Genomic DNA, 16,419 nt, shown 5'->3' with positions numbered 1-16,419 from the left:
GCGCGGGTGCGGCGCCACCGGCGGGGTGGCCGGCGGGGCCCCCCCCCCCGGGCGCGTTGGGGGCGCGGGGGGGGGGGGGCCGCCCACGGCCCCCCCCCGCCCCCGGTCACGCAACAACGCCGGGCACATGTGCACTGCCACTGCGCCCGGGATCCGTCGGTCATCAGCCGCTGGTTCTTCATGGCCCACACCACCGGCCGTTACACCACCGACGCCACGCCCACTCGGAGCGTCTCCATACGGTGCCCTACAGACGCCAACTGCCACTTGCACCGTGACAAGGGGACCCACCGGAGCACTCACTCCCAACCGGGACCCCCGCCGACCTGCACCTCGAGCAACAGGCCGGGCACGGGAGAGCTCCCTGGGAGCACAGGGAGCGGCTTCGCGCTCCCAGAATTGCTCCCGAACACGAAGTAGGGGCCATCCGAAGATGGCCCCTACCTGCGACGTTTCCGTCGGGACGACAGGATTTGAACCTGCGACCCCTTGACCCCCAGTCAAGTGCGCTACCAAGCTGCGCCACGTCCCGATGCGCGTGTCTCGCGGTGTTCTGCGTGATCGCGCAGACAGAACTTTACCTCACGTTCCGGGGTGGTCCGCGCCCCCTGTCGGACGCCTGGCGAGGGACAATCGCCGTATGAGCACCGCACCCCGACCCGATGACCGTGGCCGTGACCGTGACACCGAAGGGCGGGCCCGCAACGCGCGGCCTCGTGACGGTCTGGGGCGGCCTTTGCCGTACGGCACGGAAGGCGTGGAGCGGCAGCCTGAAGGGGTCACACGCACACCCGAGGAGACGGTCACTCAGGCACAGGCGTTGCTCGACGCCGGGCGGCCCTTTCACGCGCACGAGGTCTTCGAGGACGCCTGGAAGTCGGGGCCCGACGACGAGCGTGACCTGTGGAAGGGGCTCGCCCAGCTGGCCGTTGGGCTGACCCACTCGGCCCGCGGCAACCTCACGGGCGGGGCGCGGCTGCTGCTGCGGGGGGCGGGCGCGATCGAGGCGGGGAGGAGGGGCAAGCGGCCGTACGGGATCGACGTGGACGGACTTGTGTCGTGGGCCCGGCAGTTGGCGGAGTTCCTGGAGGCGGACGGGTCGACGGTCGACGCCGCCGAGCACGCACCGCGGCTGCGCGGGGCCGACGGCAAGTGACACCGCGGGCCGCGCCGCATACGAGTGACCCGCGGAGTCGACAGCGAGTGACACCGCCGGGTCGACGACTAGTGCGTGCGAGTGGCATCTCCGGGGCGGGCCCGCCTGGCGGAGTTCCCGGGGGCCGGGACCGGCCCGCACCTGACTTGCCTGACGCGCCCCGCCCACCGCCGCCCCACCCCCATACGGCAGACTCTCGGCGTGCGAAAGATTCATGTCATCGGTATCGGCGCTGGCGACCCCGACCAGTTGACGCTGCAGGGCGTCAAGGCTCTGAAGAGCACCGACGTGTTCTTCATCCTCGACAAGGGCGGGGAGAAGGACGATCTCGTCCAGCTGCGGCGTGACCTCCTTGACGCGCACCGCGCCGACGGCGGCTACCGCGTGGTCGAGGCGCGCGATCCCGCGCGCGACCGGAAGGCCGGTGGCGCGGACTACTCCCCCGCCGTCGGGGACTGGCGCAGCCGCCGGGCGGACATCTACGCGCGGCTGATCGCCGATGAGCTGGGGGCTGACGAGTGCGGCGCGTTCCTGGTGTGGGGGGACCCCGCGCTGTACGACAGCACGCTCGGGATTCTGGAGGAAGTACTCGACCGGGGCGAGCTGACCTTCTCGTACGACGTCGTGCCGGGCATCAGCAGCGTCTCCTCGCTCGCCGCCCGGCACCGCACGGGTCTGAACCGGGTCGCGCGCCCCGTTCAGATCACCACCGGGCGCCGGCTCGCGGACGGCGGCTTTCCCGACGGTGTCGATGATGTCGTGGTCATGCTCGACGCCCATCAGGCGTTCCGGCAGTACCGGAGCCGGGACGGTGAGGAGGGCGGCGACATGTACATCTACTGGGGCGCCTACATCGGGACCGCCGACGAGATCCTCGTCTCCGGGCCGCTCGACGAGGCCGCTCCGCGCATCGAGGCCCTCCGGGCCGAAGCGCGCGAGCGCAAGGGCTGGATCATGGACACCTATCTGCTGCGCCGCAACCTGGACTGAGTGGTCTGACGAACCTGGCTGGGCTGGGCTGGGCTGGGCTGGGCTGGGCCTGACGATCGGGCGCGCGCCCGCACCACCCCGTCGTCACCGGACCGCACCAGCCCCCACCCCCTCGTCACCGGACCGGACCGGCCCCACATGCACACGCCCGTGCCCGGTGTGAGGGTGGCGGTGTGACGACCACCGCCGAGCCCGCCGCCGAGGCCCCCGCTCAGGGGCCGCCCGTCCTCGACAAGCGCCGCCGCAACATCGTCTTCGTGACGATCATGCTGGGGATGCTGCTCGCCGCGCTCGACCAGACCATCGTGGGCACCGCGCTGCCCACGATCGTGGCGGATCTGGGCGGCGCCGAGCACATGTCGTGGGTCGTGACGTCGTATCTGCTCGCCGAGACCGTGGCCACCGTGCTCGTCGGCAAGTTCGGCGACCTGTTCGGGCGGAAGATCGTCTTTCAGGTCTCGGCGATCATCTTCATCACCGGCTCGTTCCTGTGCGGCCTGTCGACGAACATGACGCTGCTCATCGCCTGGCGTGCCTTGCAGGGCATCGGCGCGGGCGGTCTCATGGTGACGTCGATGGCGTTGATCGCCGACGTCATCCCGCTGCGCGAGCGCGGCAAGTACCAGGGTGCGATCGGTGCCGTCTTCGGGGTGTCCACCGTCATCGGGCCATTGCTCGGCGGGCTCTTCACCGACCATCTGACCTGGCGCTGGGCCTTCTACGTCAACGTGCCGATCGCGATCGTCGTGGTCATCGCCGCGGCCCGCACGATTCCCGTCGTGAAGTCGGCGGTGCGGCCCGTCATCGACTATCTCGGCATCGCGTTCGTCGCGATCGGCGCCAGCGCACTGATCCTGGCGACGAGTTGGGGCGGCAATCAGTACGCGTGGGGTTCGGGCACCATCATCGCGTTGTTCGTGGGCGGCGCGGTCGCGCTCGCGCTGTTCTGCGTGGTCGAGACGCGGGCCGCCGAACCGATGCTGCCGATGCGGCTCTTCGCCAACCCCGTCTTCACGGTCTGCTCGATCCTCAGCTTCATCGTCGGCTTCGCGATGCTGGGCGCGATGACCTTCCTGCCGACCTATCTGCAGTACGTGGACGGCGACTCGGCGACCATCTCGGGTGTGCGGACACTGCCCATGGTGATCGGGCTGCTCATCGCGTCCATCTTCAGCGGCAACGTGGTGAGCAAGACCGGAAAGTACCGCATTTTCCCCATCGTGGGTGCGCTGGTCATGGCGCTCGGGCTCTATCTGCTCTCGCTGATGGACAACGAGACGAGCACCTGGCTCGAGTCGCTGTACATGTTCGTCCTGGGCGCCGGCATCGGACTCTGCATGCAGGTCCTGACGATCGCCGTGCAGAACACCGTCGTCTACTCGGATCTGGGTACGGCGACCTCCGGGGTCACCTTCTTCCGTACGCTCGGCAGTTCCTTCGGCACCGCCGTGTTCGGCACCATCTACGCCAACACGCTGAAGCCGAACCTGGAGGACGGTGTCGCGGCGGCGGCGAAGGCCGGGTCCGCCGATCCCGCCGTGGTGGCCAAGGCCGCGCAGAGTCCGGCGGGGCTGCACGGCCTTCCCCCGGAGGCGGCGGCGCCCATCATCAAGGCGTACGCCGACACGTTGCACACCGTGTTCCTGTGGACGGTGCCCGTGGCGCTGCTCGGGTTCCTGGTGGCCCTCTTCCTCAAGCAGGTGCAGCTGCGGGACAGCGCGCGGATGAGTTCCTCGGACATGGGCGAGGGCTTCGCGTCGCCGACCTCGGGCGGCAGCCCGGACCGGGTGCTCGAACTGGCGGTGGGCAACATCATCCGCAACACCGGCATGGACACCGCTCGTCGTGTCATCCGCGAGTCCGACACCCGGCTCGACATCGCCGGTGCGTGGGCCGTGATGCAGGTCGCGCTCTTCGACCGGATGGTCGGTCACGCCAATCTGAGCCTGATCGCCGCCCGGCGGCAGCTGCCGCCCGAAGTCCTGGTGCCGGTGTTCGACCGCATGGTCGAGGAAGGCTTCCTCACCCGCGCCGGCATGCTCTTCTCGCACACCCCCGCGGGGGAACGCGAGGCCGACGTGATCGGCAAGGCGTGGGCCGGGTGGCTGGGCGAGCAGGTGGAGAGGGACAGCGGTCGTCCCGCCGACCAGGACCTCGTCAAGGCGGTCGACGCGATCGCGAAACGGCTGCTCGTGGAGGACCTGGAGCACGGTCTTGCACCCGAGGCCAGGAAAAGGAAGCCGGTTTCGGTCTCTTCAGGCAGGGCCTGATCGACGCCGGGCCCGGGCGGCCGGGGCTGGGGCCGACACTGGGCTAGGGGCCGGTATCGGGGCCCACGCCAGGCACGGGTCCGAGCCCCAGGTGGGACAGGACGCTCTCCTCGTCCGGCAGCACCGTCGCACCCTCCGGTGGCGGCGGACGCCGGACGATCACCACGGGCACCGACAGCGCGCGGGCGGCGGTGAGTTTGGCGGCGGTGGCCGCGCCACCGCTGTCCTTGGTCACCAGGACGTCGATACGGTGCTCGCGCAGCAGCGCGGTCTCGCCCTCGACCGTGTAGGGCCCTCGGTCGAGAAGCACCTCGGCGTGGCGGGGCAGCGGCAGCTCCGGCGGTTCCACGGAGCGTACGAGGAAGTGGAGTTGAGCCAGGTACGGCGCCGCGGGTGAGTCCGCGAAGGCAGCGAGGCCGAGGCGGCCCGTGGTCAAAAAGACGCGGCGGCCGAGCGCGGGCAGCAGCGCGGCCGCGTCGGCGAGTGAGGCGGCGTCGTGCCAGCGGTCCCCCGGCTCCGGGCGCCAGCCCGGCCTGCGCAGCATGACGGACGGGATACCGGTGACCGCCGCGGCCAGGACCGCGTGCTCGCTGATGGTGGCGGCGAAGGGATGGGTAGCGTCCACGACTGCGTCCACATCCTGCTCCCGCAGCCAGGCGGCCAGGCCCTCCACGCCGCCGAACCCCCCGATGCGTACGTCACCTTCGAGCGCGGCCGGGCGGGCGACGCGCCCCGCGAGCGAGGTGGTCACGCGGACGCCGGGGCGAGCGGCGAGGTCGGCGGCGAGGCGACGGGCTTCGGTGGTTCCGCCGAGGACGAGCACATGCATGGCCCCGAGGCTACGCGGCACCGCGCGGCGGGACTCGGGCGGTTCAGCGCAGCAGCAGTTGGAGGCCGCCGAGCACCGTGGCCCCGATCACCAGTTGCTCGAAGAGACGCTGGTTGATGCGGTGCACGGCGGCCTTGCCGATGAGGGCGCCCGGGATGACGAAGAGCACGAGTGCCGCGTCGAGCAGCAGCGAGTGCGCGTCGATGAGGCCGAGGCCCGCGCTGAACGGCACCTTGGAGGTGTTGACGATGAGGAAGAACCACGCCGACGTCCCCAGGAAGCTGAGCTTCTGGAAGCCCGCGGAAAGCAGATACATCGACATGACCGGGCCGCCCGCGTTGGCGACCATGGTGGTGAAGCCGCCGAGCACGCCGTAGGAGGGGGCCGTGAGGCGGGAGCGGCGCGAGGGCTTCTTCTCGTCCGGTTCCCGCCTCACGGTCCCCTCCGACTCCCCCGCGGGCGTCCGGCGCCGCCACAGCGTGACCGCCGCCATCATCAGCAGGATCGCCCCGATCGACGTACGCACCACGGCGTCGTCGGCCCACATCAGGAAGACGGTGCCCACCACCACGCCGCCCGCGACGGCGGGGAACAGCCGCCACAGGGTGGGCCAATGGGCATGCCTGCGGTAGGTGAGGACGGCCAGGACGTCGCCCGCGATGAGGATGGGCAGCAGGACCCCGGTCGACTCGCGCGCCGGCAGGACCGCCGCGAAGACGGCGAGGCTGACCGTGTTGGCTCCGCTGACGGCGGTCTTCGAGAAGCCCACGAGCACCGCGGCCGCGGCGAGCGCGGCGAATTCCCAGATAGATATGTCCATGCCGAAAACAAATGCTAGACCCAACTATCTGCGTGCCGTGCCCGACGGCCACATCCTGGGACGACCGGGCCAAGGGCCCGCTGTAGGTACCAACCCGGCCTAGGACCCGCTGTAGGTCACCCGCAGCTCCCGCTTGAGGACCTTCATGCTGGGGCCGAGCGGCAGTTCGCCGGTGAACTCGACGCGGCGCGGGTACTTGTGGCGGCCGAGGTGCTCCTTGGACCACTCGGTGATGCCCGCGGCGTCAGGGGCCGCGCCCGGCGCCGCGACGACGACGGCGCAGATCTCCTCGCCGTGCACCTCGTCGGGCAGACCGATCACGGCGACGTGCGCGACGTCCGGGTGGCGCATCAGCACCTCTTCGACCTCGCGCGGGTAGACGTTGAAGCCGCCGCGGATGATGACGTCCTTCTTGCGGTCGACGATCGCCAGGAACCCGTCGGCGTCCTTGGTTCCGAGGTCACCGGTGCGGAACCAGCCGTCGACGACGGCCTCGGCGGTCGCCTCCGGGCGCCCCAGGTAGCCGGAGAAGACGTTGTGGCCACGGACCACGACCTCGCCCAGCTCGCCCGTCGGCAGCAGTTCGATCCGCCCCTCGACGTCGGCCCGGGCGATCTCCACGTCGACGCCCCACAGCGGGTGGCCGATGCTGCCCGCCTTGGTACCGAAGACGGGCTGGTTCACGGAGGCGGTGGGTGAGGTCTCGGAGAGGCCGTACCCCTCGTAGACCGGTACCCCGAAGGCCTCCTCGAAGCGTTCGAGCACGGCCACGGGCAGCGAGGCCCCGCCGGAGACCGCGAGCCGCAGCGGGGGCATTTCGGGGGCGGCGGCAGCGGCGGCCACGAGGTTCACGTACATCGTCGGCACGCCGTGGAAGGTGTTGACGCCCTCCGCCGCCATCAGTTCGATCGCCCGCGCGGCGTCGAAGCGCGGCAGCAGGACGAGCGTCGCGCCCGCGCGCCAGGTCGCGTTCATGGAGACGCTCTGGCCGAACGCGTGGAAGAGCGGGAGCGCGCCGAGCGCGATGTCGTCGTCGCGCACGTCATGGGCGTCGAAGGCGCAGACGGTCGCGTTCATCACCAGGTTGAAGTGGCTGAGCACGGCGCCCTTGGGGACTCCCGTGGTGCCGCTGGTGTAGAAGACGACGGCGGGGTCGTCGGCGTCCCGCGTGACGTAACTGGGGAGCGGCTCGGCCGCGCCCGCCAAGGTCTCCAGTTCGCCGCCCTCACCCAGGGTCAGCATGCGTACGCCGGTGGCGGCGGCAGCGGTCTTGCCCGTCTCGGCCTGCGCCGGGTGACAAAGGAGCAGGGTGGCGCCGCTGTCCCGCAGGACGTGCTCGACCTCCTCCGCGGAGAGCAGGAGGTGTACGGGGACGACGACGCCGCCCGCGGCGAGGATCGCGTAGTAGGCACGGGGGAACTCCGCGGTGTTGGGCGCCATCAGAGCGACCCTGTCCCCCGGCCGCACCCCGAGCCCCACGAGGGCCGCGGCCTGCGTACGGGCCTGCTCCCACAACTCGCCGAAGGTGAAACGCAGTTCACCCTCGACGAGAGCGGTGCGGTCCGGCCGGCGTCGGGCGGGCTCGGCGAGGATCGCGGCGAGGGACAGCGTGGCCATGGGTGGTGCTCCGTTTCCATGCGGCGGGGGAAGGGTGACGCGGGGGTACGGGTGACGCGGAGGCTCGGGTGACAAAGAGGTACGGGTGACAAAGAGGTACGGGTGACAAAGAGGCCGGGCGGCGAGGCGTCGGCGGTCGGAAAGCTCAGCCGCGCTCGACGAGCAGCGCGCTGCCCTGGCCGACGCCCACGCACATCGTGGCGAGACCGCGGGCCGCGCCGGTGCGGCGCATGCGGTGCAGCAGCGTGGTCAGGATGCGGGCGCCGGAGCAGCCGAGGGGGTGGCCGATGGCGATGGCGCCGCCGGCCGGGTTCACCAGCTCCGGGTCGATGCCCAGGGCGTCGACGCAGGCGAGTGCCTGGGCCGCGAACGCCTCGTTGAACTCGGCCTCCTGGAGGTCGCCGACGGACCAGCCGACGCGGGTGAGTGCCTTTTGGGTGGCGGGTACGGGCCCGATGCCCATGACGTCCGGATGCACACCGGCGGAGGCACCCGCGACGTACCGCCCGAGGGATTGGAGCCCGAGGTCGTTCAGGGCTTCCTCGCTGACGAGGAGAAGTCCTGCCGCGCCGTCGTTCATCGGCGACGCGTTGCCCGCGGTGACGGTGCCGCCCTTGCGGAAGACGGGACGCAGGCCGCTGAGCTTCTCGTACGAGGTGTCCTCACGGATGCATTCGTCGCGCTCGACGCGGGTGCCGTCGGGCAGCGTGACGGGGAGGATCTCGTCGTCGAAGTGGCCGTTCTTGCGGGCCTCGGCGGCGCGCTGGTGGCTGCGGAGGGCGAAGGTGTCCTGGCGTTCGCGGGTGATGCCGTGGCGTTCCGCGACTTCCTCGGCGGTCTCTCCCATGGCGAGGACGCCGTGCAGGTCCTTCATGGCGGGGTTGACCAGGCGCCACCCCAGGCGGGTGTCGGCGGTCTCCATCTTGTGCGGCAGCGCTTCGTCGGGGCGGGGCAGCACGAAGGGGGCGCGGCTCATCGACTCGGAGCCACCCGCGAGGACGATGTCGGCCTCACCGGAGGCGATGGTGCGGGCGGCGGCGGTGACGGCTTCCATGCCGGAGGCGCAGAGGCGGTTCACGGTGGCGCCGGGCACGGAGTCCGGCAGACCGGCGAGGAGGGCGGCCATGCGGGCGACGTTGCGGTTGTCCTCGCCCGCCTGGTTGGCGGCGCCCCAGTAGATGTCGTCGATCCGGGCGGGGTCCAGCTGGGGTGTGCCGGCGAGGAGGCCGCGTACGACGGTGGCGGCGAGGTCGTCCGGGCGGACGGAGGAGAGGGTGCCGCGGAGCTTGCCGACGGGGGTGCGGCGGGCTGCGGCGAAGTGGACTGGGCGCACGATACGGCTCCGGATCGTTTGCGGTCATCGTCGCGGGTCCATGCGGGTTCGCGCGGGACGCGTGACGTTAATTAGCACTGCTAGTTTTGGAGTGTACGGGGAGGTGGCGGCTGGGGGAAGGGCGGTTTTCCTTCCCCGGTCCCGCCCCCTCCTGAAACCGGGTGCCGCCCCCGGGCCCCGGCTCCGCAAGCGCCGAGGGTCTGAGCGATGCAGCCGCTCCGCAAGCGCCGAGGGCCTGAATGGTCCCGCCGCTCCACAAACACCGGAGGGTCCGAATGATCCCGCCGGTCCACAAACGCCGAGGGTCCGGAAAACCCGCCGCACCACAAACGCCGGAGGGGCTGAACGACTCAGCCCCCCCCTCCGGCGTTCGACGCGACTCAGCCCCTCCGGCGTTCGACCACGCCCCGCTACCCGAGGCCCACCCGCACCTCTCCACCGTCCGCCCGCACCTTCCAGGCCCAGCTCCCCGAGAGGTACAACCCCTGGTTGGGCAGGACCGTCCGCCGCGTCCTGTCCCGGTACAAGCACCGCCCACCCTGCGTCACCACCAGCACGGGCCGGACCAAGGCCTCCGCCGTCCGCAGGACGAAGCGTCCCCCGGAAGCGCCCGGCACGAGCCGGTTGGGCGCCACCCATCGCAGTGGGGCCCCGACCAAGAGCGGCAGCGCGTCGGCAGGCCATCTCGCACCCCCGAGATGCCTCCGCACAGCACCCGCGACCCGCGCCCCCTCCCCCGCGGCCACCCGCGCCGGTTCCACCGCGTGCACCCCGCTGCCCACCGCGAAGACCCCTGGCGACGCGGTGCGGAACGAGGCGTCCACCGCCGGGCCCCGCGTCCCGGGGTCGAGGAGCACGCCTCCGCGCCGCGCCAGCTCGTGGTCGGGGACGAAGTCCCCGGTGAACACCACCGTGTCGCAGGCGAGCACCCGCTCCCGTCCGTCGTGCCGTCGCAGCCGCACTCCCGACAGCCGCCCGTGGCCCAGGAGTTCGGCCACCACCGCTCCGGTCAGCAGCGGCACCGAGGGGACGCCGAGCCGGGCAGCCGCCGCCCGGCCCCGGCCCACCTGGGCCCGCGCCTCCTCCGTGACGAGCGCGGCGACCTCCACGCCCGCGCGCCGCAGGGCGGACAGCGCCGCGTAGCTCACCGGCTCCGCCCCGACGACGACCGCGCGGGTCCCGATCTCCTGCCGGTAGATGTGGACCGCCTGCTGCAGCTCTCCCGTGGTGAAGACCCCCGCCGGGCGCGTCCCCGGCACGAGCCGCGCCGGCCGCGGCCTCTCCCGCGCGCCCGTGGCGAGGACCACGGCACGCGCGGTGATCCGCTCCAGGCCGTGCGGCCCGGTCGTGTCCACGGCCGGCGGCCCGGCCAAGGCGGTGGCGCTCACGCCGGTCCGTACCGTCGCTCCGGCGCCCAGCGCGGCCTCGACGAGGCCCTCCGCGTACTGCGGCCCCGTCACTCCCCACCGCCCGAACCCGCCGTGGTGGCAGTGGCGCGGCACCCCGCCGGCCCGCGCCTCCCGCTCCAGGACCTCCACCGTGCCCGCGCCCGAAGCGGCGAGGCGCGCGGCCGCGGCGAGTCCCGCGGGGCCCGCGCCCACGACGAGTACGTCCACGCTCCGCTGCCGCCTCATCGGGCCGCTCCTGACTCGCCCCAGCCGTCGAAGAGTTCACGCACGGCGGCCCCGCAGTAGAACCCCTGGCAACGTCCGCCCCGCGCACGTGTCCGCCGCCGCAGGCCGTCCAGTGATCCGGGCGGCACGGTGCTGATGAGGGCGTCCCTGATCTCCCCGCGGGTCACGCGCTCGCAGTGGCAGACGATGCTGCCGTACGCGGGGTCGGTCGCGATGAGGTCGGCGCGCTGGTAGGGGCGGGGGAAGGCCTCTCCCAGGTTCGGCATGCGCACCGGATCCAGGTCCTCGGGAGCCGTCAGGTCGAGGCCGGGGTCGGGGCCCGCGGTCTCGGCGAGCAGGCCCACGACGTACTCCGCGATCGCCATCGACGCGGTGAGGCCCGTGGACCGGATGCCGCCGACGGTGATGCAGCGCTCCTTCGGCGAGGCGTGGATCTGGTAGTCGTCATACTCGGTGGCCGCCCGCAGCCCCGCGTAGACCGTGGTGACCTCCTCGTCCAGGAGCGCGGGCAGGATGCGTCGGCCCTTGGCGCGCAGTCCGGTGAGAGCGTCCTCGGTCGTGCCCGTGGCCCTCTTGTCGTCCAACTCCTCGGCGGTGGGGCCGAGAAGGACGTTCCCGTACACGGTCGGCGCCACGAGGACGCCCTTGCCGAGTGCCGTCGGCACCGGCAGCAGGATATGGCTGACCAGGTCCCGGGCGAGCTTGTCGAAGACGATGAGCTGGCCGCGGCGCGGGGTCACGGTGAACTCGCGGCGGCCGAGCAGCCGCCGGTCGAGCGTGTCGGCGCGCAGGCCCGCGGCGTTGATGAGGTAGCGGGTGCGCACGACACCGCGCGACGTGGTCAGTTCATGGCAGATGGGGTCGCCGTCCGCCGAGCGTGGTGGACCAGCCTTCTCCACTTCGCAGTTGAGATGCAGGTCCACGCCTCCGCGCACGGCTTGGGTGGCGTACGCGAGTGTCGTCGTCCAAGGGCAGATGATGGACTCACCCGGGACGTCGAGTGCCCCCAACACGCCCTCACCCAGGTTCGGTTCGCGGGACCTGACCTCGTCGGCGCCGATGATGCGGGCCGCGTCGTAGCCGTTGCGTGTCGCCTTGTGCAACAGGCCCGGCAGCGCGGCGAGTTGTTCTTCGTCCCAGGCGATGAGCAGCGCGCCGACGGGTTCGACGGGAATGCCCGATTCGGCTGCGTACGCGGCCAGCAGGCGGCTGCCCTCGCGTACGAGGCAGGCCTCCAGGGAGCCGGGCACGGCGTCGAAGCCGGTGTGCAGGATCGCGGTGTTGGCCTTCGACGTGCCGTCGCCCACGTCGCCGGAGGCTTCCACCAGGGCGACGCGGAGGCGGTGGTGCCGGGCGAGCTCCCTGGCGATGGCCGAGCCGACCACCCCGGCGCCGACGACGGTCACGTCGTAGGGCTCCGTCGGCAGTGGGCCCTTGGTGGTGACGCTCACGACGAGGGGGCGGGCGCGCGGTCGAGCAGGGCGTCGACCGCCGAACGGAACCCCCCGAGGCGCTCGGCGGCCCGCGTGGCGTCGATCTTCGGCTCGTACACGGCGGCGGGCTGCCAGCGGGGGACGGCGTCCCGGACCGTGAGCTTCGGATCGAGGCCCATGCGGGCGACGGCCCCCACGCCGAGGGCGGTGACATCGGGCAACGCCGATACCTCCACGGGGAGTTGCAGGAGGTCGGCCTGGGTCTGCATCAGGAGGGCCGAGCGCGTCAGGCCGCCGTCGACGCGCAGGCTCGTCAGGGGCTCGCCCAGGTCGGCGGCCACGGCGTCGGCGAGGGAGACCACCTGGGCCGCGATGCCCTCGCACAGGGCGCGGACCAGATGGCCGGGGGCCGTGTCGAGGCCGAGCCCGGTGATCGAACCGCGCAGGTCGCCGCGCCACCAGGGCGCCGCGAGTCCGGCGAGCGCGGGCACGAAGGTGACGCCGCCCGCGTCCGCCACCGACGAGCCGACCAGGTCGAGGTCCGCCGCCCCCTCGATCACGCCGAGGTCCGTGAGCCAGCGGACGGCGGACGCGGCCGTGTAGACCTGCCCGTCGAGGCAGTAGCTGCTCTCCCCCGCGAGGCGCCAGGCGAGACAGCTGACCAGGCCGGAGTCGCCGCGGCGCGGGCGGGTGCCGGTCTGGGCGAGGAGGAACGCGCCGGTGCCGTAGGTGCACTTGGCGGTGCCTGGCTCGGTCACGTCCTGGGCGAGCAGCGCGGCCTGCTGGTCGACGAGGAGGCCGGTCAGCGGGAGTTCGGGGCCGAAGGCCTTCGTGGTGCCGACCGGGCCCGCCGCGTCGACGACCCGGGGCAGCCGCTCGTCGGCGAGACCGAAGACGTCCAGGGCGCGTGGCGCCCACGTGGCGTCGTCCAGATCGAGGAGCTGGGTGCGTCCGGCGGTCGCCGCGTCGGTGACGAACTCGCCGGTGAGCCGGTGGATCAGCCAGGCGTCGCTGGTGGTGACGACGCCCTCCCGAGTGAGGTGACGGCGTATCCATGCCATTTTCGGCGCGGCGAAGTAGGGGTCGAGAGGGAGCCCGGTGAGGTGCTTCAACTCAGCGGCGTATGGAGCGAGTTCGGTGCAGAGCGGTTCCGCGCGGCGGTCCTGCCAGACGATCGCCTCGGTCAGCGGGCGGCCGGACGCGGGGTCCCACGCGAGCACCGTCTCGCCCTGGTTGGCGAGGCCGACGGCGGCGACCGACTCCCCGGCGTCCGTCAGGGCGCGGCGTCCGGCGTCGACGACCGAGGCGAGAAGCGCGGCCGGATCTACCTCCACCCGGCCGCCGGGGAGGTGGCGCGGGCGTACGGGCGCGGCACCGGAACCGATCACCCCGCGCTCCGGGCTAAGGACGAGAGCCTTCGTGCCGGACGTGCCCTGGTCGATGGCGAGGACAGCCTCGCCGCGCGGTCCTCCGCCGTTGGTGATCACCGCGGAAGCCTGCTACAGCGCCCAGGAAGGCGTCAAGGGCCCCCTTCGCCGACCGGACTCCGACTGACCTTTCCTCACATTGCCAACCGGCGCGCCGAGTTGATCCCAACTCGATCCCAAAAGATCCACGAACCGTCCTGTAAACGGAAGTTACAGATCTACACTGACCGCCGAACAAACAACATCACTTCGCCACACGCCAGTTCGGTCCTTGCCCGCCCCTCTCTGCCCCCACAGAGGATTCATGCCCACTCCGTCAGGCCGCCCCGTGTACCACCCGGCGGGCCACGACGAACAGTTGCGCGCCGTCCTCCAGGACCTCAAGACAGGTCGCTGGGTGTCGACGCGCAACCTGCTCGACTCGACCCCCGACTGGGGCCTCTGGACGCAGCGCACCCAGATCCTCGCCGCCGCCGTCGCCGGTTCCGACGTGGTCAGGGCCTGGCGGGCCGAGGAACCGCACAGTGCGGCGGCATCCGTGCTGCACACCAGGGTCCTGGTCGAGCGGACCCTGCGGGCCCATCGCGCCGGACACCGCCACACCAACGAACTGTGGCGCGAGGCGGCAGCGGCCTGCGGAGCCGCCATCGACGCCTCCCCCGAGGACCCCGTGCCGTGGGTCTGCCTGCTCGCTCTCGCCCAGCTCGACAAGGGGCAGCGCTGGGACGAGCACCGGGTGCCCGCCCCCGAGCCGATGCTCTTCCCCGGCCCCTGGCATCTCCTCGCCGAGGCCGACAAGCGAGACCCCGGGAACCGCGAGGCCTACCACCGGATGCTGCAGTTCGCGTACACGCGACGCCCCGGAGGCCCGCTCACCGAAGCGGTCAACTTCGCTCACTGGGCGTCCGGTTCGGCGCCCCCGGGCTCCGCCCTGCACGTCCTGCCCCTGTATGTGCGCGTCGAGCGCTACCGCAAGGACGGCGGCGCCGAACACGCCCTGGATCTGCACTGGATCGGGGAGGACGCGACCCGCTCCGCCCTGCGCGCGCTGCACCTGTGGTTCGAGCACACGCGGCCCGCGGCGACCTCGCTGCTCGACCTCAACCACGTCGCCCACGCGTTATGGGGCGCGCATCAATTCGCCGACGCGTACCGGGTGTTCGAGGTCCTCGACCCCTTCTACACCGTGGCGCCATGGACGTACCGCACCCGCTCGCCCGGTGACGCCGACGCGGCCGCCGAGGCGTTCACGCAGGCACGTACGCGCTGTCTGAGCGCCGTACGGGATCCGGGCTGAGCACCCTCCTCGGCACGATCCATCGCAATCAGCACCACCAGCTCCCCGGTCCACCGCTCCCCGACGGAGGTACATCCGTGTCCCGCACCACCTGGTCGAGCCCCGAATCGACCGCGGCCCCACTGCACGACGAGGAACAAAGGCTCAGGGAGCTCGGCTATCAGCCGGTCCTTGCACGGCGGATGGGCGGCTTCGGCAACTTCGCCATCAGCTTCTCCGTCATCTCCATCCTCTCCGGCTGCATGACCCTGTACGGCTTCGGGCTCGGCACCGGCGGCCCGGCCGTGATGCTCTGGGGCTGGGCAGGCGTCGGCCTCTTCGTGCTCTTCGTGGGCCTGGCGCTCGCCGAGGTCACCAGCGCGTACCCGACCTCGGGTGCCCTCTACTACATGGCCGACCGGCTCGGCGGCCGACGTTGGGGCTGGTACACGGGCTGGCTGAACCTGCTCGGCCTGCTCGGCGCGATCGCGGGCATCGACTACGGCGCCGCGCTCTTCTCCGGGGCCTTCCTGAACCTGAAGTTCGGCTTCACGCCGACGCCGGAGAAGACCTTCCTGATCTTCCTGTGCATCCTGCTCCTGCACGCCGTCCTCAACCTCTTCAACGTACGTCTGGTCAGTCTGCTCAACTCGATCAGCGTGTGGTGGCACGTGGCCGGTGTCGCCGTGATCGTGGGCGTCCTCGCGATCGTGCCCGACCACCACCAGTCGCCCGGGTTCGTCTTCGGTGAGTTCGTCAACGACACCGGGTGGGACAACCCGCTCTACGTCACGGCGATCGGTCTGCTCCTGGCGCAGTACACCTTCTGCGGGTACGACGCCTCCGCCCACCTGTCGGAGGAGACCTCGAACGCCTCGGTGACCGCCGCGCGCGGCATCGTGCGTGCCATCTGGGCGTCCTGGATAGCCGGTTTCGTGCTCCTTGCCGGTCTCACGTTCGCGATCCAGGACTACGCGGGCACCCAGAAGACCGAGACCGGGGTGCCGCCGGCCCAGATCATGATCGACGCCATCGGCGAGTCCGGCGCGACGGCCCTGCTGCTCATCGTGATCGTGGCGCAGCTGTTCTGCGGCAACGCCGAGACGGCGGCGGCCAGCAGGATGGTGTTCGCGTTCAGCCGCGACAACGCGCTGCCCGGCTCGAAGGTGTGGCGCAAGGTCAGCTCCCGCACCCAGGTCCCGGTGCCCGCGGTGTGGCTCTCGGTCGGCCTGGCCGCGGTCATCGCCCTGCCGTCGCTGTACTCGACGACCGCGTACACGGCCGTCACCGCCATCAACGTCATCGGCATCACGCCCGCGTACGCCATCCCGATCTACCTGCGCCTGCGAGCGGGCGACCGCTTCGAGAAGGGCCCGTGGAACCTGGGGCGCTGGAGCAAGCCCATCGGCTGGATAGCGGTGGTCTGGGTGGCGTTCGTGACCGTGCTGTTCTGCCTGCCGCAGGTCTCGCCGGTGACGGTCGACTCGATGAACTACGCGTCGATCGCGCTGGTCGCGGTGCTGACCCTCGCCACGGTGTGGTGGTTCGTGGCGCGGCGCTCCTACAGCACGCCGTCCGCGTACGGGTCGGAGCGGGAGCAGGCCGAGATCGCGGAGGACATCGTCTGAGCGGTC

The 16,419-nt window shown here is 71.7% G+C and carries 12 protein-coding genes and 1 tRNA gene; 5 read left to right on the top strand and 8 right to left on the bottom strand.

The features are described from left to right. Positions 1 to 458: 458 nt before the first annotated feature. Positions 459 to 532 (bottom strand) — tRNA-Pro (locus ACWGIH_RS27500). Positions 533 to 640: 108 nt separating this feature from the next. Between ACWGIH_RS27500 and ACWGIH_RS27495 the strand changes: the two genes are divergently transcribed. The 3 genes from ACWGIH_RS27495 (at position 641) to ACWGIH_RS27485 (ending at position 4,416) form a co-directional block, all read left to right on the top strand. Beyond that, the gene (locus tag ACWGIH_RS27495) at positions 641 to 1,156 is read left to right on the top strand and encodes a DUF309 domain-containing protein (RefSeq protein WP_453450455.1); all 516 of its coding nucleotides are present in this window, start codon (positions 641 to 643) and stop codon (positions 1,154 to 1,156) included. A 201-nt stretch (positions 1,157 to 1,357) separates the two neighbouring features. Beyond that, positions 1,358 to 2,146: a precorrin-6A synthase (deacetylating) gene (gene cobF, locus ACWGIH_RS27490; RefSeq protein ID WP_453450454.1), complete on the top strand. Its 789-nt coding sequence runs from the start codon at positions 1,358 to 1,360 to the stop codon at positions 2,144 to 2,146. 173 nt (positions 2,147 to 2,319) lie between these two features. After that, a complete protein-coding gene (locus tag ACWGIH_RS27485) occupies positions 2,320 to 4,416 on the top strand; it encodes an MDR family MFS transporter (protein ID WP_453450453.1) in 2,097 nt (698 codons plus the stop codon). Between the two features lie 43 nt (positions 4,417 to 4,459). Here ACWGIH_RS27485 and ACWGIH_RS27480 read toward each other — a convergent pair whose 3' ends face one another. The 7 genes from ACWGIH_RS27480 to ACWGIH_RS27450 all read right to left on the bottom strand — a co-directional run bounded on the left by ACWGIH_RS27480 (position 4,460) and on the right by ACWGIH_RS27450 (position 13,569). Then, positions 4,460 to 5,245 (bottom strand): cobalt-precorrin-6A reductase, encoded by a 786-nt coding sequence (locus ACWGIH_RS27480; protein WP_453450452.1) that lies wholly within the window; start codon positions 5,243 to 5,245, stop codon positions 4,460 to 4,462. Between the two features lie 43 nt (positions 5,246 to 5,288). Beyond that, entirely contained in the window at positions 5,289 to 6,065 is a 777-nt protein-coding gene (locus tag ACWGIH_RS27475; protein WP_453450451.1) for a sulfite exporter TauE/SafE family protein, read from the bottom strand. A gap of 99 nt (positions 6,066 to 6,164) precedes the next feature. Continuing rightward, positions 6,165 to 7,682, bottom strand: coding sequence for a long-chain-fatty-acid--CoA ligase (locus tag ACWGIH_RS27470; protein ID WP_453450450.1), 1,518 nt, complete (start codon positions 7,680 to 7,682; stop codon positions 6,165 to 6,167). A gap of 145 nt (positions 7,683 to 7,827) precedes the next feature. Beyond that, on the bottom strand, positions 7,828 to 9,015 hold the full coding sequence (locus ACWGIH_RS27465) for a thiolase family protein (protein ID WP_453450449.1): 1,188 nt from the start codon (positions 9,013 to 9,015) through the stop codon (positions 7,828 to 7,830). A gap of 410 nt (positions 9,016 to 9,425) precedes the next feature. Then, a complete protein-coding gene (locus ACWGIH_RS27460; protein ID WP_453450448.1) occupies positions 9,426 to 10,649 on the bottom strand; it encodes an NAD(P)/FAD-dependent oxidoreductase in 1,224 nt (407 codons plus the stop codon). Next, positions 10,646 to 12,100, bottom strand: coding sequence for an FAD-dependent oxidoreductase (locus ACWGIH_RS27455; protein ID WP_453450447.1), 1,455 nt, complete (start codon positions 12,098 to 12,100; stop codon positions 10,646 to 10,648). The genes ACWGIH_RS27460 and ACWGIH_RS27455 overlap by 4 nt, the downstream gene beginning before the upstream one ends. Further along, entirely contained in the window at positions 12,097 to 13,569 is a 1,473-nt protein-coding gene (locus ACWGIH_RS27450) for an FGGY family carbohydrate kinase (RefSeq protein WP_453450446.1), read from the bottom strand. The genes ACWGIH_RS27455 and ACWGIH_RS27450 overlap by 4 nt, the downstream gene beginning before the upstream one ends. Positions 13,570 to 13,813: 244 nt before the next feature. On the opposite strand from ACWGIH_RS27450, the gene ACWGIH_RS27445 reads away from it, so the two are divergent. Together ACWGIH_RS27445 and ACWGIH_RS27440 are read left to right on the top strand one after the other, a co-directional pair. Next, positions 13,814 to 14,806 carry a hypothetical protein gene (locus tag ACWGIH_RS27445; RefSeq protein ID WP_453450445.1) on the top strand — a complete coding sequence of 331 codons (993 nt, stop codon included), beginning with the start codon at positions 13,814 to 13,816 and terminating at the stop codon, positions 14,804 to 14,806. A gap of 77 nt (positions 14,807 to 14,883) precedes the next feature. Further along, a complete protein-coding gene (locus tag ACWGIH_RS27440; protein WP_453450444.1) occupies positions 14,884 to 16,413 on the top strand; it encodes an amino acid permease in 1,530 nt (509 codons plus the stop codon). The last annotated feature ends 6 nt before the right edge of the window (positions 16,414 to 16,419 follow it).

This window comes from Streptomyces sp. NPDC054872, from assembly GCF_053610705.1.
Note: the sequence above shows the minus strand (reverse complement) of the source record. Positions and strands in the feature narration are given on the sequence as shown.

Coding starts and splice junctions, on each gene's coding strand:
- ACWGIH_RS27495 (WP_453450455.1), top strand. CDS start 641: ATGAGCACCGCACCCCGACCCGATGACCGTGGCCGTGACCGTGACACC.
- ACWGIH_RS27480 (WP_453450452.1), bottom strand. CDS start 5,245: ATGCATGTGCTCGTCCTCGGCGGAACCACCGAAGCCCGTCGCCTCGCC.
- ACWGIH_RS27475 (WP_453450451.1), bottom strand. CDS start 6,065: ATGGACATATCTATCTGGGAATTCGCCGCGCTCGCCGCGGCCGCGGTG.
- ACWGIH_RS27470 (WP_453450450.1), bottom strand. CDS start 7,682: ATGGCCACGCTGTCCCTCGCCGCGATCCTCGCCGAGCCCGCCCGACGC.
- ACWGIH_RS27460 (WP_453450448.1), bottom strand. CDS start 10,649: ATGAGGCGGCAGCGGAGCGTGGACGTACTCGTCGTGGGCGCGGGCCCC.
- ACWGIH_RS27445 (WP_453450445.1), top strand. CDS start 13,814: ATGCCCACTCCGTCAGGCCGCCCCGTGTACCACCCGGCGGGCCACGAC.